The sequence below is a fragment of the Streptomyces sp. NPDC005195 genome (assembly GCF_040608315.1).
GTDB classification, from domain to species: Bacteria; Actinomycetota; Actinomycetes; order Streptomycetales; family Streptomycetaceae; genus Streptomyces; species Streptomyces kaempferi.
Window position 1 is genome coordinate 1 of sequence record NZ_JBEXHZ010000008.1, and the last position, 18,953, is coordinate 18,953.

15 protein-coding genes, 1 rRNA gene and 1 pseudogene are annotated in these 18,953 nt (G+C 72.9%); 13 read left to right on the forward strand and 4 right to left on the reverse strand.

Going from position 1 to position 18,953, the window contains the following annotated elements; genetic code table 11:
• The 3 genes and pseudogenes from rrf to ABZV34_RS11720 form a co-directional block, all read left to right on the forward strand.
• Window positions 1-93, forward strand: a 5S ribosomal RNA gene (gene rrf, locus ABZV34_RS11710); the annotation flags it as partial.
• Between the two features lie 156 nt (window positions 94-249).
• Window positions 250-954, forward strand: a pseudogene (locus ABZV34_RS11715) (tetratricopeptide repeat protein); the annotation flags it as partial.
• A gap of 537 nt (window positions 955-1,491) precedes the next feature.
• Complete coding sequence (locus ABZV34_RS11720) at window positions 1,492-2,412, forward strand: tetratricopeptide repeat protein (protein ID WP_356274167.1); 921 nt, start codon at window positions 1,492-1,494, stop codon at window positions 2,410-2,412.
• Between the two features lie 65 nt (window positions 2,413-2,477).
• Here the strand turns inward: ABZV34_RS11720 and ABZV34_RS11725 are convergent, their stop codons facing one another.
• Window positions 2,478-3,770: a DUF1015 domain-containing protein gene (locus ABZV34_RS11725; RefSeq protein ID WP_356273701.1), complete on the reverse strand. Its 1,293-nt coding sequence runs from the start codon at window positions 3,768-3,770 to the stop codon at window positions 2,478-2,480.
• A gap of 86 nt (window positions 3,771-3,856) precedes the next feature.
• On the opposite strand from ABZV34_RS11725, the gene ABZV34_RS11730 reads away from it, so the two are divergent.
• From ABZV34_RS11730 to ABZV34_RS11745, 4 genes are all read left to right on the forward strand, one after another.
• Complete coding sequence (locus ABZV34_RS11730) at window positions 3,857-4,885, forward strand: HAD hydrolase-like protein (protein WP_356273703.1); 1,029 nt, start codon at window positions 3,857-3,859, stop codon at window positions 4,883-4,885.
• A gap of 162 nt (window positions 4,886-5,047) precedes the next feature.
• Window positions 5,048-6,091: an iron chelate uptake ABC transporter family permease subunit gene (locus tag ABZV34_RS11735; protein ID WP_356273705.1), complete on the forward strand. Its 1,044-nt coding sequence runs from the start codon at window positions 5,048-5,050 to the stop codon at window positions 6,089-6,091.
• Window positions 6,088-7,131 (forward strand): iron chelate uptake ABC transporter family permease subunit, encoded by a 1,044-nt coding sequence (locus ABZV34_RS11740; protein WP_356273706.1) that lies wholly within the window; start codon window positions 6,088-6,090, stop codon window positions 7,129-7,131. Before ABZV34_RS11735 ends, ABZV34_RS11740 begins: the two co-directional genes overlap by 4 nt.
• Entirely contained in the window at window positions 7,128-7,976 is an 849-nt protein-coding gene (locus tag ABZV34_RS11745; protein ID WP_356273708.1) for an ABC transporter ATP-binding protein, read from the forward strand. Before ABZV34_RS11740 ends, ABZV34_RS11745 begins: the two co-directional genes overlap by 4 nt.
• 4 nt (window positions 7,977-7,980) lie before the next feature.
• On the opposite strand, the gene ABZV34_RS11750 is transcribed toward ABZV34_RS11745, so the two are convergent.
• The gene (locus ABZV34_RS11750; protein ID WP_356273710.1) at window positions 7,981-8,328 is read right to left on the reverse strand and encodes an SCP2 sterol-binding domain-containing protein; all 348 of its coding nucleotides are present in this window, start codon (window positions 8,326-8,328) and stop codon (window positions 7,981-7,983) included.
• 42 nt (window positions 8,329-8,370) lie between these two features.
• Between ABZV34_RS11750 and ABZV34_RS11755 the strand changes: the two genes are divergently transcribed.
• From ABZV34_RS11755 to ABZV34_RS11780, 6 genes are all read left to right on the forward strand, one after another.
• Complete coding sequence (locus tag ABZV34_RS11755) at window positions 8,371-8,688, forward strand: hypothetical protein (protein WP_356273712.1); 318 nt, start codon at window positions 8,371-8,373, stop codon at window positions 8,686-8,688.
• Between the two features lie 55 nt (window positions 8,689-8,743).
• Window positions 8,744-9,559 carry a TlyA family RNA methyltransferase gene (locus ABZV34_RS11760; RefSeq protein ID WP_356273714.1) on the forward strand — a complete coding sequence of 272 codons (816 nt, stop codon included), beginning with the start codon at window positions 8,744-8,746 and terminating at the stop codon, window positions 9,557-9,559.
• Window positions 9,556-10,461, forward strand: a complete 906-nt coding sequence (locus ABZV34_RS11765) for an NAD kinase (RefSeq protein WP_168527409.1) — start codon at window positions 9,556-9,558, stop codon at window positions 10,459-10,461. The genes ABZV34_RS11760 and ABZV34_RS11765 overlap by 4 nt, the downstream gene beginning before the upstream one ends.
• A gap of 381 nt (window positions 10,462-10,842) precedes the next feature.
• Complete coding sequence (recN, locus tag ABZV34_RS11770; RefSeq protein WP_356274170.1) at window positions 10,843-12,570, forward strand: DNA repair protein RecN; 1,728 nt, start codon at window positions 10,843-10,845, stop codon at window positions 12,568-12,570.
• 294 nt (window positions 12,571-12,864) lie between these two features.
• On the forward strand, window positions 12,865-13,728 hold the full coding sequence (locus tag ABZV34_RS11775; RefSeq protein ID WP_356273716.1) for a hypothetical protein: 864 nt from the start codon (window positions 12,865-12,867) through the stop codon (window positions 13,726-13,728).
• A 210-nt stretch (window positions 13,729-13,938) separates the two neighbouring features.
• Entirely contained in the window at window positions 13,939-15,075 is a 1,137-nt protein-coding gene (locus tag ABZV34_RS11780; RefSeq protein WP_356273718.1) for a glycosyltransferase family 4 protein, read from the forward strand.
• Between the two features lie 24 nt (window positions 15,076-15,099).
• On the opposite strand, the gene ABZV34_RS11785 is transcribed toward ABZV34_RS11780, so the two are convergent.
• Window positions 15,100-16,740, reverse strand: a complete 1,641-nt coding sequence (locus ABZV34_RS11785) for a PucR family transcriptional regulator (protein ID WP_356273720.1) — start codon at window positions 16,738-16,740, stop codon at window positions 15,100-15,102.
• A 200-nt stretch (window positions 16,741-16,940) separates the two neighbouring features.
• Window positions 16,941-18,743, reverse strand: coding sequence for a glycoside hydrolase family 15 protein (locus tag ABZV34_RS11790; protein ID WP_356274173.1), 1,803 nt, complete (start codon window positions 18,741-18,743; stop codon window positions 16,941-16,943).
• Window positions 18,744-18,953 lie beyond the last annotated feature (210 nt).

The window sequence follows — 18,953 nt, forward strand, 5'->3', positions numbered from 1 at the left end:
ACGCCCGGTTACATTCCGAACCCGGAAGCTAAGCCTTACAGCGCCGATGGTACTGCAGGGGGGACCCTGTGGGAGAGTAGGACGCCGCCGAACAATCTTTGAGGACCTCTGGTCCAGCGAATCGCTGGGACCAGAGGTCCTTTTTTGTTTTTACGAAGCGCGCCGGGTACCCGGCTGCGCGAGAATGACTTGCGGTACCGAAGACAGGAGTCACCCATGTCCACCAACTCTCCCGATGAGCGACCGGAGCGCGATCAGCGACGCCAGGACAGTGGTGACCGCGGCGGCTACCGGGGAGGCCCGCGCCGTGACAACGACCGGCGCGACAACGACCGCGGCGGCTCCGGCCGACGTGACGACCGCGGTGGGGATCGCCGCGACGACCGCGGTGGGGATCGTGGCGGTGACCGTGGTGGGTTCCGTCGCGATGACGACCGTGGCGGTAGCGGTGCCGGCGGTGGGTTCCGTCGCGACGACAACCGCGGTGGCGCCGGTGGTGGCCGTCCGCCGTTCCGTCGTGACGACCGCCCCACGGGTGGCCCGCGTCGCGACGACCGGCCGAGCGGCCCGCGCCGTGACGACCGCGGTGGTGGCTTCCGCCGGGACGGCGACCGTCCCTCCTTCAACCGCGACGACCGCTCGAGCGGCCCGCGTCGCGATGACGACCGTGGCGGTAGCGGTGCCGGCGGTGGGTTCCGTCGCGACGACAACCGCGGTGGTACCGGTGGCGGGTTCCGTCGTGACGACCGCAATGACGCCCGGCGCGATGACAATCGTGGCGGCGATCGCGGTGGTTTCCGCCGTGACGACCGTGGTGGCGAGCGTCGAGGCGATGACCGTGGCTTCCGGCGGGACGGGGACCGTCCCGCCTTCCGCCGTGACGACCGTCCGACGGGTGGCCCGCGTCGCGACGACCGGCCGAGCGGCCCGCGTCGCGATGACGACCGCGGTGGGTTCCGTCGTGACGACCGTCGCGACGACCGTCGTGATGACCGCGGTGGGGATCGTGGCGGTGATCGTGGTGGTTTCCGCCGCGACGACAGCCGTGGTGGCAGTGACTTCCGTCGCGACGACCGTCGGGACGACCGGGGTGGCGACCGTGGTGGGTTCCGCCGCGACGACCGCAACGACTTCCGGCGTGACGACCGCGGGGACCGTCGTGAGGGAGACCGTCCCCCCTTCCGTCGTGACGACCGCCGTGACGACCGGGGTGGCGACAGCCGGGGACCCCGGCGTGACGGTGACCGTCCTCCCTTCCGGCGTGATGAGCGTTCCGGTGCTCCGCGTCGTGATGACGACCGTGGTGGATTCCGTCGCGACGACAACCGCGGCGGCAGCAGCAGTGGTGGCGGCTTCCGTCGCGACGACCGGGGTGGCCGTCCCGGCGGCTTCCAGGGCCGGGACGACCGTCGGGGTGGCGACAGCCGGGGTGGCGGCTTCCGTGGCCGCGACGACCGTGACCGCGACCGGGACCGTGAGCCGATCAAGCGGCTGCCGATCCCGGACGACGTCACGGGCGACGAGATCGACAAGGACGTCCGTCAGGAGCTCCTGAGCCTGCCGAAGGGACTTGCCGAGGAGGTCTCGAGGAACCTGGTGATGGTCGCCCGGCTCATCGACGAGGACCCCGAGGGTGCGTACGCGTACTCCAGGATCGCCCTTCGTCTGGCGTCGCGGGTCGCCGCCGTGCGCGAGGCGGCCGGTTTCGCCGCCTACGCGAGCCAGAAGTACAGCGAGGCGCTCGCGGAGTTCCGTGCGGCGCGTCGGATGACCGGCAATGTCGACCTGTGGCCCGTCATGGCGGACTGCGAGCGGGGCATGGGCCGGCCCGAGAAGGCGCTGGACATGGCCGGTGCGCCCGACGTGCAGAAGCTGGACAAGGCCGGTCAGGTCGAGATGCGGCTGGTCGCCGCCGGAGCGCGGCGGGACATGGGGCAGCTCGACGCCGCCATCGTGACCCTCCAGAGCCCCGAGCTGGCCTCGCACTCCGTGCAGCCGTGGACCGCGCGACTGCGCTACGCGTACGCCGACGCGCTTCTCGCCGCCGGTCGTGAGGACGAGGCCCGCGAGTGGTTCGCGAAGGCTGTCGAGTCCGACAAGGACGGCAGCACGGACGCCTCGGACCGGCTCGCGGAGCTGGACGGTGTCGAGTTCGTCGACGCGCTGGTCGAGGACGAGAACGAGTCCGAGACGGACTCCGGGACCGATCCCCAGTCCGAGTCCGTACGCGAGGCCGACCGGGCGATCCAGGCCGAGACCGACGAGACCGACGAGACCGACGAGATCGACGACGTAGAGGACGAGGACCTCGCCGACGAGGACTTCGACGACGCCGAGGACGAGCGCGACGAAGAGCGGAACGAAGAGCGCGACGATGAAGGCGGCCACGACGAGGGCGCGCCTCGCGGCTGACGCCCGAACCACGCGGTGAGTACACGAGCGGCGGGACTCCGGAAGGGGTCCCGCCGCTCGGCGTCTCAGTCGGAGAGCGCCCGCAGTACCAGTCCCGACGCCGGCTTCGGGCCGAACGACGTCGACTTGCGGGGCATCGTGACGCCCTGGCGGGCGAGGTCGCGTACGACCTCCTCGTGCACCGGGTGCAGGAGGACCGCCGTGCCGCCGTCGAGCTCGGCCTTGGCGACCGTGGCCTCGGTGTCGTGGATGTAGGCGATGTGGGCGGGAGAGTCCTCCGGGATGCCCCAGACATGCGCGAGGAGCGTGGCGTGCAGGACGGTCGCGTCCAGGGTGCGCCAGGCCTCGGGATGGTCGGCCGGGATCGTACGGGTGAGCAGGTCCGGGTCCGGGCGGTCCACCAGGTGGAACGAACCGTCGCCCGCGAGAAGGAAGGCGTTGCTCTCCGCGGCCGCCGAGGCGAGGGCCTCCAGGGCCTTCGCGAGGGGAACGTCGAGGTGGCGCACCCGGAACGAGTCCGTGAGCGCCGCCAGCGCCTCCGAGACCGGCAGCCCGTGCAGCAGACGGTGGATCGCGCGGACGCGCAGCGGATAGCGCGCGGTGTCCACCAGGAGGACGAGACCGAAGTCCCAGGGGCTGGGCGAAGGGTGCTCCGAGCGCAGACGCAGATAGGTCGCCCAGCGGTGGTGACCGTCCGCGATGAGTGCCTGGTGGTGGCCCAGGTCCGTCTGGATCTCGGCCAGATCGGCGGCGTCGGTGATCGCCCAGAGGCGGTGGCTCAGGCCGTCCTCCGTGGTCGTGGACAGCAGCGGCTCGCGTTCCGCCGTGCGTTCGATGACCGCGGCCGTGCCGACCCGGGAACCGGTGCCCCGGTAGGTCAGCAGCAGGGGTTCCAGGTTGGCGGAGGTCGCCCGCATCAGGGCCGCGCGGTCCGCGACGATGTGGGGCATGACGTCCTCGTGCGGAAGGACGACACCGTCGGCCGGCTCCGACAGGCGCAGGGTGCCGATGATGCCGCGCTGCAGCATGTCGTCGTCGCGCTGCTCGTAGACGTACAGGCCCGGCTCGGGGTCGGTGGTCAGGACACCCTTGGACAGCCAGGCGTTCAGGGTGTCCGCCGCCTGACGGTTGCGGACATGGGGAGTCGCGTCCTGGGGGAGGATCAGCCGGACGATGTTGTGCGGATCGGCCGATTCGAGGTGCAGCAGACCGTCCGGCCGGACGATGACGTCGTACGGCGGGGATGTCACGGCGGAAAGGCTGCCGACCCGGTCGGGGTCATAGCGCACGCCCCGGAACGGGGCCAGTTCGAGGCCGCTGCGCACCGGGGTTTCCTCCGCGGGACCTGCAGTGTTCATTGACGCATCGTAAGTGTGATCGTCAGTGCGTGCCGATGCCATGCGCGATGATCGAGGGAAAGAGCTAGAACGAGGAGCGATGCGCAATGAGCCAGACCGCCAGGACGCGGCCCGAGGGCAGCGAGCAGGCCCTGAGTGAGGCGTACGACACGGCGCTGCTCGATCTGGACGGGGTGGTGTACGCGGGCGGGAACGCGATCGCCCACGCCGTGGAGTCGCTCGGCATCGCCCGCTCCGGCGGGATGCACCTCGCGTATGTCACCAACAACGCCCTCCGGACGCCCGACGCCGTGGCCGAGCACCTCGGCGAGCTGGGTATTCCGACGGACGCCGGTGACGTCATCACCTCCGCCCAGGCGGCGGCCCGGCTGATCAGCGAGCAGGTGCCGGCCGGCGCGCGTGTGCTGGTCATCGGCGGGGAGGGGCTGCGGGTCGCGCTGCGCGAGCGCGGGCTCGAACCGGTCGAGTCGGCCGACGACGATCCGGTGGCGGTGGTGCAGGGCTACGGCGGTCCCGATCTGCGCTGGGGACGGTTCGCCGAGGCCTGTTACGCCATCGCGCGGGGGGTGCCGTGGTTCGCGTCCAACACCGACCTGACCATTCCGAGCGCCCGAGGTATCGCGCCGGGCAATGGCGCCGCGGTGGAGGTCGTACGGATCGCCACCGGCGCCGAGCCGCAGGTGGCGGGCAAGCCGCTGCCCCCGATGCACCGCGAGACGATCCTGCGGACCGGGGCGAAGCGGCCGCTGGTGGTCGGCGACCGCCTGGACACGGACATCGAGGGCGCGTTCAACGGCGAGGTGGACTCGCTGCTCGTGCTCACCGGTGTGACGGACGGCGCGCAGCTCCTGGCCGCCCCGCCGCGGCACCGGCCGACGTATGTCGACGCCGATCTGCGCGGTCTGCTGACCGGTCAGCCCGCGATCGTCCAGGAGGGTGACGGGTTCCGGTGCGGAGGGTGGACGGCGACGGCCGGGAGCGAGCGACTGGAACTGACGGGCGAGGGTGAGGCGCTGGACGGGCTGCGGGCGCTGTGCGCGGCGGCGTGGACGGCGGCCGGGGACGGGACGTGCGCGCTGGAAGGCGCCAAGGCGCTGGCGCGGCTGGGACTCTGACGGCCCGTCCCGGGGCCGGAGGGCGGCTCACCCGGGCTCGGTGGCGGCGCCTGCGGGCTCCGGGCGGTTCACGCGAGGTCGTCGCGCGGACGCGAGGGCGCGGGCGGTCCCGAACGGTGACCGGGGACCCAAGTGGCAGCGAGGGTAGGCTAACCTAACCACGTGTTGGTCGACAGTCCTCCTGAACAGCGCGCGGAAACCGCCCCCGCGCCCCCGAACCGCTGGGCGATACGTGCCGTCGGGCTCGTCGTGTCCGCGGCCGTCCTCGTGCTCGTCGCGCTGGCGAGCATCGCGATCGGTGCGAAAGCGCTGCCGCTGGACCAGGTCTGGCACGGCCTGTTCCACGACTCGGGGACGTACGCCGACGTCGTCGTGGGCGACCGGCTCTCGCGTACCGTCCTCGGACTGCTCGTCGGCGCCGCGCTCGGGTTGTCGGGTGCCGTCCTGCAGGCGCTCACCCGCAACCCGCTGGCCGATCCCGGACTGCTCGGGATCAACGCGGGCGCGTCCGCCGCGGTCGTCACCGCCATCACGTACTTCGGCGTCACCAGCCTGAGCGGATACGTCTGGTTCGCCTTCTTCGGCGCCGCCGCGGTCGGGGCCCTGGTCTGGTTCCTCGGCGGCAGCCGGGGCGCGACCCCGGTGCGGCTCGCGCTCGCCGGCACCGCGATCAGCGCCGCCCTCTACGGCTATCTCCAGGCCGTGATGATCATGGATGACGCGGCGCTGGGCAGGATGCGCTTCTGGACGGTCGGTTCGCTGGCCTCGGCGACGGACTCGACCATCAGGCAGGTGCTGCCGTTCCTGGTGGCCGGCACGGTGCTCGCGCTGGGCCTCGCCCGTCCGCTGAACGCCATGGCCATGGGTGACGACACCGCCCGCGCGCTCGGCGCCAACCTGAACCGCACCCGTGCGCTGTCCATGGCGGCCGCCACCGTGCTGTGCGGCGCCGCGACGGCCGCCTGCGGGCCGATCGTCTTCGTCGGGCTGATGGTCCCGCACGCCGTACGGTCCTTCACCGGCCCGGACCTGCGCTGGATCCTGCCGTACGCGACCGTGCTGTCGCCGGTGCTGCTGCTCGGCGCCGACGTGCTGGGACGGATCATCGCCCGGCCCGCGGAACTCCAGGTCGGCATCGTCACCGCGGTCCTCGGCGGCCCGGTCTTCATCTACCTCGTACGACGGCGGAGGACGGCCCAGCTGTGAGCACGACACGTACCCGATCCCTACGCGCGCGCGGCGGTCTGTCGCTCCGGTTCGACGTGCGGGCGCTCGTCGTCGTCGTGCTGCTGCTGGTGGCCGCGCTCGCCGCGAGCGTGGTGCTCATCGGCACCGGCGACTTCCCGATCCCGGCCGCCGACGTCCTCAGGACGCTGGCCGGCGGCGGGAACGCGGGCCAGGAGTTCATCGTCGACGAGCTGCGGCTGCCCCGGGTGCTCGTCGGCCTCCTGGTCGGGGCCTCGCTCGGGCTCGGCGGGGCGATCTTCCAGTCCGTCTCCCGCAACCCGCTGGGCAGTCCGGACGTCCTCGGCCTGGGGCAGGGGGCGACGGCCGGCGCGCTGATCATGATCGTGCTGTTCTCGGGGACCGCGAACCAGGTCGCGCTCGGGGCGCTCGTCGGCGGCCTGGTGACCGGAGTCGCCATCTATCTGCTCGCCTGGAAGCGGGGTGTGCACGGATACCGGCTGGTGCTGGTCGGTATCGGCGTCTCCGCGATCGTCTCCGCGGTCAACGGCTACCTGCTCACCAAGGCGGACCTGGTCGATGCGGCCCGCGCGGTCGTCTGGATGACGGGCTCCCTCAACGGCCGTGACTGGGCGCAGGTGTGGCCGCTGCTGGCGATGTGCGTCGTGCTGGTGCCGCTCGTCCTCGGCAACGCGCGGGGGCTGCGCATGATGGAGATGGGCGACGACGTGTCGTACGCGCTCGGTGTGCGGGTCGAGCGCGTACGCCTGCTGCTGATGCTGTCCGCCGTCCTGCTCACCGCGGGCGCCACCGCCGCGGCCGGTCCGGTGGGCTTCGTGGCGCTCACCGCGCCGCAGCTCGCCCGGCGTCTGACCCGCTCACCGGGACCCAACCTGGTGCCGTCGATGTGCATGGGCGCCGCCCTGCTGATCGTCGCGGACTGGGCCTCGCAGCGCGCCTTCGGCGCCGACCAGCTGCCCGTGGGCGTCGTCACCGGAGTCCTCGGCGGCATCTATCTGCTGTGGCTGCTCGTCACCGAGCGCAAGGCGGGCCGGATATGAGCGCCCCCGCGAACGAGAACCCCCAGAGGAGCACTGTGAACCGCCTGTCCGCCGACCACGTCACCCTCGGCTACGACCAGCGTGTCATCGCGGAGAAGCTGTCGGTGGAGATCCCCGACAACTCCTTCACCGTGATCGTCGGCCCGAACGCGTGCGGCAAGTCGACCCTGCTGAGGGCCCTGTCCCGGATGCTCAAGCCCTCCGAGGGGCGGGTACTGCTCGACGGGCAGGTCATCCAGTCGATGCCCGCCAAGAAGGTGGCCAGGACGCTCGGGCTGCTCCCGCAGTCGTCGATCGCGCCGGACGGGATCACGGTCGGCGATCTGGTCGGCCGGGGCCGCTATCCGCACCAGGGACTGCTGCGCCAGTGGTCGAGGGAGGACGAGCGGGTCGTACGGGAGTCGATGGCCTCGACCGGCGTCGCCGAACTGGCCGACCGCTATGTCGACGAACTGTCGGGCGGACAGCGGCAGCGCGTCTGGATCGCGATGGCCCTCGCGCAGCAGACGCCGCTGCTGCTGCTCGACGAGCCGACCACCTACCTCGACATCCAGCACCAGATCGACGTGCTCGACCTCTGCGCCGACCTTCACGAGGAGCGGGGGCGGACGCTGGTCGCGGTCCTGCACGACCTCAATCACGCCGCGCGGTACGCCACCCACCTCATCGCCCTGCGCGACGGCAGCGTCGTCGCCGAGGGCCCGCCCCGGGACATCGTGACGGCCGAGCTGGTCGAGGAGGTCTTCGGGCTGCGCTGCCAGGTCATCGACGACCCGGAGACGGGAACGCCGCTGGTGGTCCCGGCGGCCCGCAGGGCACGCGTCACGGTGGCGAAGGGCTCCTGAGGGCTCAGAGAAGGCTCCTGAGCCGGAACAGGTCCAGCAGGCCCGCCTCCAGTTTCACCCGGCCCGAACCCCACGCCTTCGCGAAGTGCAGGTTCCCGTTCACCATCGCGACCAGGTCGTCGCCGCTCATGGTGAGCCGGATCTGGGCCTTCTCGCGGGGCGGGCCCGCAACGGTGTCCAGCACCTCGATCCGGCCGTCCCGGAGACGCCCCACGAAGGTGAGGTCGAGGTCGGTGATACGGCAGCTCAGCGAACGGTCCAGGGCCGCCGCGCCGCGTACGTCCCCTTCGGCACCCGCCAGGTTGTCAGAGAGCTTGTCGAGCGCCGCACGGCACTCCTCAGTCGTCGCCATCGTGATCGACCGTACCGCAGCGCTTCGGGGTAGCGTCGGGGCATGAACGAGTCAGTGCCGGAGTCCGGGGCCGTGCCGGAGGCAGCGGCGGGGGTGTCCCCGGAGAATGCGCGGGACGTGATCGAACATTCGTACGATCCTGCCGCGCCGGCCCCGCTGGACGTGGATCGCGTCCTCACGGGGAGCGCCGAGGTCGACGCACAGCTCGACCGGCTGGGCGACGCCGACCACCTCGCCACGGACGGACATCTCGAGGTGTACGAGGATGTGCACCGGGGGCTGCGTGACGCGCTGACCGCGCTAGACGCCCGCCCGGGACCGCCGGTGCCCACCCGTCACCCGACCACCGCCCCTCAATGAGACCCTTCGGGTCACACCTCTCATTGGCCGTACGACCGCAGGAGCTGAACCGAACGTGGCAGGAGTGGCACGCCGCCGCCTCGACGCCGAGCTGGTCCGCCGGAAACTCGCCCGCTCGCGCGAACACGCAGGCCAGCTGATCGCCGCGGGCAGGGTCTCCGTCGGCAAGACCTTGGCGACCAAGCCCGCCACCCAGGTGGAGACCGCGGCCGCGATCGTGGTCACCCAGGACGACAACGACCCCGACTACGTCTCGCGCGGCGGGCACAAACTCGCGGGCGCCCTGGCGGCCTTCGTACCCCGGGGCCTGCGGGTCGAGGGGCGGCGGGCGCTGGACGCCGGAGCGTCCACCGGAGGCTTCACCGACGTCCTGCTGCGCGCGGGCGCCGCCCATGTCGTCGCCGTCGACGTCGGCTACGGTCAACTCGCCTGGTCTCTGCAGAGCGATGAACGCGTCACCGTCAAGGACCGTACGAACGTACGCGAGTTGACGTTGGAGGCGATCGATGGGGAGCCCGTGGACCTTGTTGTCGGGGATCTGTCCTTCATCCCGCTCGGACTGGTGCTGCCCGCCCTCGTGCGGTGCGCGGCGCCCGACGCCGATCTGGTGATGATGGTCAAGCCGCAGTTCGAGGTGGGGAAGGAACGGCTGGGCAGTGGAGGAGTCGTACGCAGTCCGGAACTGCGCGCCGAAGCGGTGCGCGGCGTGGCCGGACGGGCCGCGGAACTGGGGCTGGGGGTGGAGGGCGTGACCGCCAGCCCGCTGCCCGGACCCTCGGGCAATGTCGAGTACTTTCTGTGGCTGCGTGCCGGGTCGCCCGAACTCGACCCGGCCGACGTTGACCGTGCAGTGGCGGAGGGGCCGCGTTGACACAGACCCGAGCTCGTACTGTTTTCCTGCTCGCCCACACCGGGCGGCCCGCTGCGATCCGCAGCGCCGAACTCGTCGTCCAGGGGCTGCTGCGCTCCGGACTCGGAGTCCGGGTCCTGGAGGCGGAGGCGGCGGACCTGCCGCTGCCGCCCGAGGTGGAACTCGTCAGGGAGGCCACCCCGCAGTGCCTCGACGGGTGCGAACTGCTGATCGTGCTCGGCGGTGACGGGACGCTGCTGCGCGGCGCCGAGTTCGCCCGCGCGTCCGGCGTCCCGATGCTCGGCGTGAACCTCGGCAGCGTCGGGTTCCTCGCCGAGGCCGAGCGGGACGACCTCGACAAGGTCGTCGACCGGGTGGTCACCCGCGCGTACGAGGTCGAGGAACGGATGACCGTCGACGTCGTCGTGCACCGCAACGGCGACATCGTGCACACCGACTGGGCGCTGAACGAGGCGGCCGTGCAGAAGGTGTCCGCCGAGAAGCTCCTGGAGGTCATCCTGGAGATCGACGGCCGGCCGGTCACCGGCTTCGGCTGCGACGGCATCGTCTGCGCGACCCCCACCGGGTCCACGGCGTACGCGTTCTCGGCGGGCGGGCCCGTGGTGTGGCCGGAGGTCGAGGCGCTGCTCATGGTGCCGATCAGCGCGCACGCGCTGTTCGCCAAGCCGCTGGTGACCTCGCCCGACTCCGTGCTCGCGGTGGAGGTGCTGCCGCACATCCCGCCCGGCGTGCTGTGGTGCGACGGGCGGCGCACGGTGGAACTGCCGCCGGGAGCACGGGTCGAGGTACGGCGCGGTGCCGTTCCGGTACGGCTCGCACGGCTGCACCACGCGTCGTTCACCGACCGGCTGGTCGCGAAGTTCGCGCTGCCGGTGGCGGGGTGGCGGGGGGCGCCGCACTGAGCCGCGGGCCGGGCGCCGGCCGGGCGCTCGTGGCGACCACGGCGGGCCCCCTCGTGCGGCCCCCGCGGCCGTCAGGAGGCCCGCGAGGGCCCATGACGGCCAGTGGACCCCCGGCGGCCCGGGAAGCGCCGGAGGGCCCCAGTGACCCGCGGAGACTCCGGGAACCGGCGGGGGCGGGGGCGGACACGCCGGTGCCGGCCGCGCGGGTGCCGCGTACAGGGCGTCGCACGGATACGGCGGGACCGCGGTCGGCGAGCCCCACCCCAGCGGGTGACACACGTGCCCGGGTGACCCCCGTCACCTGCGCCTTCGCACCAGCAGGGCAGGGCCCGTCGCACATCGGGTCCCTGACCTCGTAAGGTCGTGTCCGTGTTGGAGGAGATGCGGATACGGTCGCTCGGAGTCATCGACGACGCAGTCGTCGAATTGTCGCCCGGCTTCACCGCCGTGACGGGTGAGACCGGTGCGGGCAAGACGATGGTGGTCACCAGCCTCGGGCTGCTGCTCGGCGGGCGCGCGGACCCCGCCCTCGTACGGATCGGCGCCAAGAACGCCGTCGTCGAGGGCCGGATCGCCGTACCCGCGGGAGGAACGGCGATCCGGCGGGCCGAGGAGGCGGGTGCCGAACTCGACGACGGCGCGTTGCTGATCAGCCGCACCGTCTCGGCCGAAGGGCGCTCACGGGCGCACATCGGCGGCCGCTCGGTACCCGTGGGCGTGCTGGCCGAGCTCGCCGACGAACTGGTCGCCGTGCACGGACAGACCGATCAGCAGGGGCTGCTCAAACTGTCCCGGCAGCGGCAGGCACTCGACCGGTACGCCGGGGACGCGGTCGCCGCGCCGCTCGCCAAGTACGCCGGGGCCTACCGCCGGCTGCGGGCGATCACCACCGAGCTGGACGAGATCACCACCCTCGCGCGTGAGCGGGCCCAGGAAGCCGACATGCTGCGCTTCGGACTCGACGAGATCGCGGCGGTGGAGCCGCGCACGGGCGAGGACGCGGAACTGTCGGCCGAGGCCGAGCGGCTCGGACACGCGGAGGCGCTGGCATCGGCCGCCACCGCCGCGCACGCCGCGCTCGCCGGCAATCCCGAGGACCCCGAGGGCATCGACGCGGCGACCCTCGTCGCGGGTGCCCACCGGGCCCTGGAGGCCGTCAGCGCGCACGACTCCGCGCTCGCCGGGCTGTCCGGACGGATCGGGGAGATCAACATCCTGCTGCGGGACGTGGCGGGGGAACTGGCCGGGTACGCCGACGACCTCGACGCCGATCCGCTGCGGCTGGCGGCGGTCGAGGAGCGCCGGGCCGCACTCACCCAGCTCACCCGGAAGTACGGCAAGTACGGCAAAGACATCGACGCCGTGCTGGCCTGGGCGGAGCAGGGCGCCGCGCGCCTCCTCGAACTCGACGGCGACGACGAGCGGATCGGTGAACTGACCACCGAGCGGGACGCGCTGCGGGCCGAACTGGGCGGGCTGGCCCAGGCGTTGACGGACGCCCGGACGGAGGCCGCGGAGCGGTTCGCCGCGGCCGTGACCGCCGAGCTGGCCTCGCTCGCCATGCCGCACGCGCGCGTCTCGTTCGAGATCCGGCAGACCGACGACCCCGACGGCGTGGAACTCGACGGGCGTACGGTCGCGTACGGGCCAGCGGGCGTCGACGAGGTCGAGCTGCTGCTCGCGCCGCACCCCGGTGCTCCGCCGAGGCCCATCGCCAAGGGGGCGTCCGGCGGTGAGCTCTCGCGGGTGATGCTCGCGGTGGAAGTGGTGTTCGCGGGGACCGATCCCGTACCGACGTATCTCTTCGACGAGGTCGACGCGGGGGTCGGCGGCAAGGCCGCGGTCGAGATCGGGCGGCGGCTGGCGCGGCTCGCCAGGAGCGCGCAGGTGGTCGTGGTGACGCACCTTCCGCAGGTGGCCGCGTTCGCGGACCGGCAGCTGCTGGTCGAGAAGACCAACGACGGGTCGGTGACCCGGTCCGGGGTCAAGGTGCTGGAGGGGGAGGACCGCATCAGGGAGCTGTCCCGGATGCTGGCGGGTCAGGAGGACTCGCAGACCGCTCGGGCCCACGCGGAGGAGTTGCTGGCCACGGCTCGGGCCGACGCGTAACCTTCGGGCGGCGGCCCGCGCTCTCGCGGCGCGCCGCGCGCCGCCGCTTCGCGTTCCGGCCGGGCTCCGGCCCTCGCTGCGCGGCTCGACCAGTTCGCGGTCCGTGGCCTGTCGGTAGGCGAAGAGGTCCGTTCGGGTCAGGGTCGGCCGCAGCGCTTCGCGGCCTGTCGTTCCGCGCGGCCCGCTGAGAGGCGGCTGCGCCCCTTTGGCACTCCGTGCCGGTTTCCCGTCCGTCCCTCCCGGCGCTTCGCGCCCCGTCCCGGGCCCGCTTCGCGGGTCCCTGGAGTGGCCTGCATGATCACCGTGTTCGGTACCGCCGCCGCGACCACCCGCGCCCTTCTCGCCGCCCTGCGGGCCGCGCCCCCGGGCGGTCCCGGTCGCTGGGAGCGGGAGAACCACGCCGGCCGCACCGTCGAGCTGTACGCGGGTCCCGCGGTGGCGGTGGGAGCGGCGCTCGGAGCCGGTCTGGCCCACCGCGGAGCCGGCTTGGCCGTGCTGGCCGCCGGCGCGTGCGGCGCGTACGACGACATCGCCGGGGCCGGTGACCCGCGGCGTGGGTTCCGGGCGCATCTCGGGGCGCTGCGGGACGGCGAAGTCACCAGTGGCGCCGTCAAGTTGTTCGGGATCTCGGCCGCGGGGCTGGTGGCGGGGGCGCTGCTGAAGGAGCGGCCCCTGGACCGGCTGCTCGCGGGAGTGGTGATCGCCGGAAGCGCGCACTTCGTCAACCTCGTGGATGTGCGTCCCGGGCGGGCCGCCGGCGCGGTGCTGGTGCTGGGGGCGCCCGGACTGCTGCGGGGCGGGCGCGCCGGGCGGCTCGCCGCCGCCGCGACGGGAGCCGCGGCCGCCGTCCTCCCCGACGATCTCGGTGAGCGCGCCATGATCGGCGACACCGGGGCCCACGCGCTCGGTGCCGCGCTGGGTGCCGCCGTCGTCGCGGGCAACGGGCGGGCCGGACTTCTCGCCCACGCCGTGGCGCTGGTGGCCGCGACGGTGTGCGGGGAGCGGGTCAGCGCGGCGGCGCGAGCCGGACGGCGTCCGCGCTCGCCCCGGTCCTCCGCGCCCGCCGTGGCCTTCCGCGCCCCCCGGCGCCTCCGCCCCTCGCCCCCTTGCCCCGGCGTGGGTCACGAAGGCTCGCCGAGCCCCGTCGACCCGGTCTAGGGAGGGAAACCACTCACCCGTGTGGGTGACGGGGGCCGTCGAGTCGGCCGGTGTGCCGCGCAGCGCGCTCCGATGGCGGTCCCGGAACACCCGTACGGCCTGGCATCCTTGGCGTAGTACGCGGAGCACGACGTGCGGTACACCCCCCTCTGAGACCTTTCTGTACGTTTCTCCGTGACCGTCCGACGCCGAACCAGGAGCCCCGGCCACGTGAGCCACGTGAGCAGCCACTCACCGCACGGCCAGTCGCCGCTGCGCACCGTGCAGGTGCTCGGCGGCGGAAGCGCGGGCAGCAGCGCCCATGTGCGGTCGCTGGCCTCGGGCCTCGTCGCCCGTGGCGTGCGGGTCACCGTCTGTGCCCCCGCCGAGGCCGACCGCGCGTACGGATTCACGGGTGTGGGCGCCCAGCACGTCCCGGTGCCGCGCAGCGGCGATCCCGCCTCCGTGGCCGCGCTGCGGATCGCCTGCGCGGACGCCGACCTCGTACACGCGCACGGGCTGCACGCCGCGCTGCGGGCCACGCTCGCGCTCAGCGGGCTGCGCACCCCCCTCGTCGTCACCTGGCACACCCGCTCGCATGCCGAGGGGGCACGGGCCCATCTGCTGCGTCTGCTGGAGCGGCGCGTCGCCAGGGCCGCCTCCGTCGTCCTCGCCACCTCCTCGGACCTGGTGGATCGTGCCCGCCGCCGAGGGGCCCGGGACGCCCGGCTCTCCGCCGTCACGATTCCGACGGCGCGCAAGGCCGTCGAGTACGGGGACCCCGACCGGCTGCGCCACAAGGCGCGGGCCGAACTGGGCGCCACCGGACGCCCGTTGCTCATGGCGGTGGGCGCCCTCGACCGGCACCGCGGATACGGCACCCTGCTGGACGCCGCGCGCGCGTGGCGGGACCTCGACCCCGTGCCGCTTCTCGTGATCGCCGGCGAGGGACCGCTGCGTACGGTCCTCCAGGGGCGTGTCGAGGACGAGGAACTGCCGGTCCGGCTGCTCGGCCGGCGCGACGACGTCTCCGACCTGCTGCCCGCCGCCGACCTCGCGCTGCTGCCGAGCGGTTGGGAATCCCGTTCCGTCCTCGCCCAGGAGGCCCTGCGCACGGGCGTGCCGCTGGTGGCGACCGCGGTCGGCGGCATCCCCGAACTGGTCGGTGACGCCGCCGAGCTCGTCCCGTACGCGGACGCGGAGGCGCTCGCCGCAGCCGTGGTGTGCCTTCTCGGTGATCCGGCGCGCCGGGAGCTGCTCCGCGAGAGGGGCGTACGGCAGGCCGCGAGCTGGCCGACCGAGGACGAGACGGTGGCGCAGGTGCTCAGTGTCTACGACGAGTTGACCCAGGCCTGGCCCTTCGCCTAGGCCGGCCCGGCCCTTCGCGTGGGGTCAGGACACATGCCTTCGCGCGCGCAGCGCCAGGCTCAACGCCAGTACCGTCTGGGGGTCGTCCAGGTCCGTACCCAGCAACTCGCCGATCCTGGCGAGGCGGTTGTACAGGGTCTGCCGGTTGAGATGCAGCTCGCGGGCCGTCTCCGCCTTGCGGCCCGCGTGCGCCAGATACGTCTCCAGGGTGGGCAGCAGCGGAGGCCTGGAGCGGTGGTCGTGGTCGCGGAGGGGGCCGATGGCCCGGTCCACGAAGGCCGCCAGGTCCGGGTGGTCGCGCAGGCGCCACAGGAGGAGGTCGATGTCGAGGCGGCGGGCGTCGTACCAGGGGCGGTCCGACAGGCCCTGCGCGGCGGTCGCCGTCTCCGCCGCGTGCCGCAGGCCCGCCGAGGCCGCCGCCCAGCCGCCCGCGACGCCGACCACCACCACCGGTGGCAGCGCACCGGGCCGCTGCATCCCCGCGCGCTCCACGCCCGCCCGCAGCGCCAGTGCCACCCGGTCCGCGACCGCCTGGCGCTCGGACTCCGAACGCAGGCCGAGCAGGAGCGGGACACGGCCCTCGACGGGGCGTACGCCGAGCAGGACCGGTACCCCCACCGAAGCGAGTTCCTCCGCGACGGCCCGCGCCAGGACCGCCCAGCCTCCGCCGGGGGACAGACCGTCGGCGAGCCGCATCACGACGGGCAGGAGTGGGCTCCGGCCCGGCTTGAATCCGAGCACCCGGGCCTGGGCGGGAGCGTCCTCCGCCTGGATGCGGCCCTCCGCGAGGTCCGTCAGGAAGTCGCCGCGTCCGCGCGCGGCGAGCTCCTCCTCCTGGCGGGCCTGCATCAGGACGACGGCCAGGATGCCTGCGGCCCGCTCCGCCGCGATCCGGTGCACGGGGGTGACCGGGGCGCCGACCGGCAGCAGGACCAGCCGGGCCCGTACCGCACCGGTACCGGGGCCGCCGCCGGGCACGTCCACCAGCGTCGTCCCGGCGGGCGGCTGTTCCTTGTGCTGGCCCCGCAGGCCCTCCCACACCTGGAGCGGATCGGCGCCCGCGGAGCCGGATCCGGCAGCGTACAGGAGTTGTCCGTCCGCGGTCTCCAGGAAGACCGGGTTGCCGCTGAAGTCGGCCAGGATGCGCAGGACCTGGGGGACACCGCCACCGCCGAGGAGGGCCTCGGTGCAGCGCCGGTGCACTTCCTCGGCCTGCTGGAGCAGCGCGTAGTGGCCGTTGACGATCTCGGTGTGGATCTCCTCCGTGACGGCCACGAAGGGCACTTCCCGGTGGAGCTGGACGAGGGGGAGGCCGGTCGAGCGGGCCGTCTCGACGAGGGCCGCGGGCAGTCGGGCGAACCGCGGGCCGAGTTCGACGACGAGCGCCGCGATGCCGCGCTCGGCCAGCGTCCGGACGAAGGCGCGCTGGTCGGCCGGGCGGGTGCCGAGGCCGTAGCCCGTGGTCAGGAGCAGTTCGCCGCCCTTGAGCAGTGAGGCGATGTTCGGGACCTCGCCCGCGTGCACCCAGCGCACGGTGCGCTGCAGCCGGTCGGCTCCCGCGAGGATCTCCGGCAGTCCGCCGCGCAGCCCGGGCAGCTCCAGCGCCCGCTGCACGGTGATTCCGGCGCCCTGGGTGTCGAAGCTGCTGTCCGTACGGCTGTCCATGCTGCGGACGCTACCCGTGCACCCCGTGCGCGGGCACCTCCGAGGCCGGTGCCGCCGGTACGCGGTCCGGGCCGCACCGTCCGTGCCGTGCCGCTCGCGGGGCGCCCACGGTGGCCGCTGTCCGGCGGCCGCCGTAGGCCGCGTCGTCGCGCTGGGGCGGGTGGTGAAAGTCCCGCCCGCCTCGCGACGCCCGGTACGCCCTAGCCGCCGTACGCCCCGCTCGCGGTCAGCCTCAGGGCCGTGTCGATCAGGGGCACGTGACTGAAGGCCTGCGGGAAGTTGCCCACCTGGCGCTGCAGGCGCGGGTCCCACTCCTCGGCCAGCAGGCCCAGGTCGTTGCGGAGCGCCAGCAGCCGCTCGAAGAGCTTGCGGGCCTCGTCGACCCGGCCGATCATCGCCAGGTCGTCCGCCATCCAGAACGAGCACGCGAGGAAGGCGCCCTCGTCGCCCTCGAGACCGTCCACGCCCGCGTCCTCGCCGGAGGTCGGGTAGCGCAGGATGAAGCCGTCGGAGGTGGACAGCTCGCGCTGGATCGCCTCGATGGTGCCGATCACACGCTTGTCGTCGGGCGGCAGGAAGCCCATCTGCGGGATGAGGAGCAGCGAGGCGTCCAGCTCCCTGGAGCCGTACGACTGCGTGAACGTGTTGCGCTCCTTGTCGTAGCCCTTCTCGCAGACGTCCCGGTGGATGTCGTCGCGCAGTTCGCGCCACTTCTCCAGCGGGCCGTCGGCGTCGCCCGACTCGATGAGCTTGATGGTGCGGTCGACGGCGACCCAGGCCATCACCTTGGAGTGCACGAAGTGCCGGCGCGGACCGCGGACCTCCCAGATGCCCTCGTCCGGCTGGTCCCAGTGGTCCTCCAGATAGCGGATCAGCTTCAACTGGAGCAGCGAGGCGTAGTCGTTGCGGGACAGACCGGTCATGTGGGCCAGGTGCAGGGCCTCGGTGACCTCGCCGTAGACGTCCAGCTGGAGCTGGTGCGCGGCGCCGTTGCCGACCCGTACCGGGCTCGAATTCTCGTATCCGGGAAGCCAGTCGAGTTCCGCCTCGCCCAACTCCCTTTCGCCCGCGATGCCGTACATGATCTGGAGGTTCTCCGGGTCGCCCGCGACCGCGCGCAGCAGCCACTCGCGCCAGGCCCGGGCCTCCTCGCGGTAGCCGGTGCGCAGCAGGGAGGAGAGGGTGATCGCGGCGTCGCGCAGCCAGGTGTAGCGGTAGTCCCAGTTGCGCACGCCACCGATCTCCTCCGGCAGGGAGGTGGTGGGCGCCGCGACGATGCCGCCCGTGGGCGCGTACGTCAGCGCCTTGAGGGTGATCAGCGAGCGGACGACGGCCTCGCGGTAGGGGCCGTGGTAGGTGCACTGGTCGACCCAGTCCCGCCAGAACTCCTCGGTGGCCTCCAGAGCCTGTTCGGGCTCGGGCAGCGCCGGGGGCTGCTTGTGCGAGGGCTCCCACGAGATGGTGAAGGCGATCCGGTCACCCGGTGCCACCGTGAAGTCGGCGTACGTGGTCAGCGCCTTGCCGTAGGTCTCGCAGGGGGTGTCGAACCAGACCGAGTCCGGTCCGGCCACGGCGACCGTGCGCCCCTCGTGCTTGTGCACCCAGGGCACCACTCGGCCGTAGCTGAACCGCATCCGCAGCGCGGAGCGCATCGGGACGCGGCCCGTGACGCCTTCCACGATGCGGATGAGCTGCGGCGCGCCGTCGCGCGGCGGCATGAAATCGGTCACCCGGACCGTGCCGCGGGGGGTGTCCCACTCGGATTCGAGGATCAGCGAGTCGCCACGGTACGAGCGGCGTGCCGCCGTCGGCGGTTCGGCGTCGGCCGCGTGGGCCGGGCCGAGCCGCCAGAATCCGTGTTCCTCCGTGCCGAGCAGTCCCGCGAAGATGGCATGGGAGTCGAAGCGGGGCAGGCACAGCCAGTCCACCGTGCCGTCCCGGCAGACCAGCGCTGCGGTCTGCATGTCTCCGATGAGTGCGTAGTCCTCGATGCGCCCGGCCACGTGCATCTCCAGTCGAACGGCCACGTCGCCCCCCACGGGGGGCGGTCGCTCTGCGGTCAAGGGAACGTTCAAAACGTTAGAAGGTTGAATGTAAGAACGTTGGTGAAGCGTCGCTGCGGAACGTCAATTGTTGGTCCGATTGTCGTTGCGAAACGAACTGACGAGCCCTCGTTGTTCCGGGGTACGGGCGGGGATGGTGCCGTGTGTCGG

Excerpts from the sequence above, each read along its gene's own strand:
- ABZV34_RS11730 (WP_356273703.1), top strand. The coding sequence starts at position 3,857 with ATGAGCCAGACCGCCAGGACGCGGCCCGAGGGCAGCGAGCAGGCCCTG.
- ABZV34_RS11755 (WP_356273712.1), top strand. The coding sequence starts at position 8,371 with ATGAACGAGTCAGTGCCGGAGTCCGGGGCCGTGCCGGAGGCAGCGGCG.
- ABZV34_RS11750 (WP_356273710.1), bottom strand. The coding sequence starts at position 8,328 with ATGGCGACGACTGAGGAGTGCCGTGCGGCGCTCGACAAGCTCTCTGAC.
- recN (WP_356274170.1), top strand. The coding sequence starts at position 10,843 with ATGCGGATACGGTCGCTCGGAGTCATCGACGACGCAGTCGTCGAATTG.
- ABZV34_RS11785 (WP_356273720.1), bottom strand. The coding sequence starts at position 16,740 with ATGGACAGCCGTACGGACAGCAGCTTCGACACCCAGGGCGCCGGAATC.
- ABZV34_RS11775 (WP_356273716.1), top strand. The coding sequence starts at position 12,865 with ATGATCACCGTGTTCGGTACCGCCGCCGCGACCACCCGCGCCCTTCTC.
- ABZV34_RS11745 (WP_356273708.1), top strand. The coding sequence starts at position 7,128 with ATGAGCGCCCCCGCGAACGAGAACCCCCAGAGGAGCACTGTGAACCGC.
- ABZV34_RS11725 (WP_356273701.1), bottom strand. The coding sequence starts at position 3,770 with ATGAACACTGCAGGTCCCGCGGAGGAAACCCCGGTGCGCAGCGGCCTC.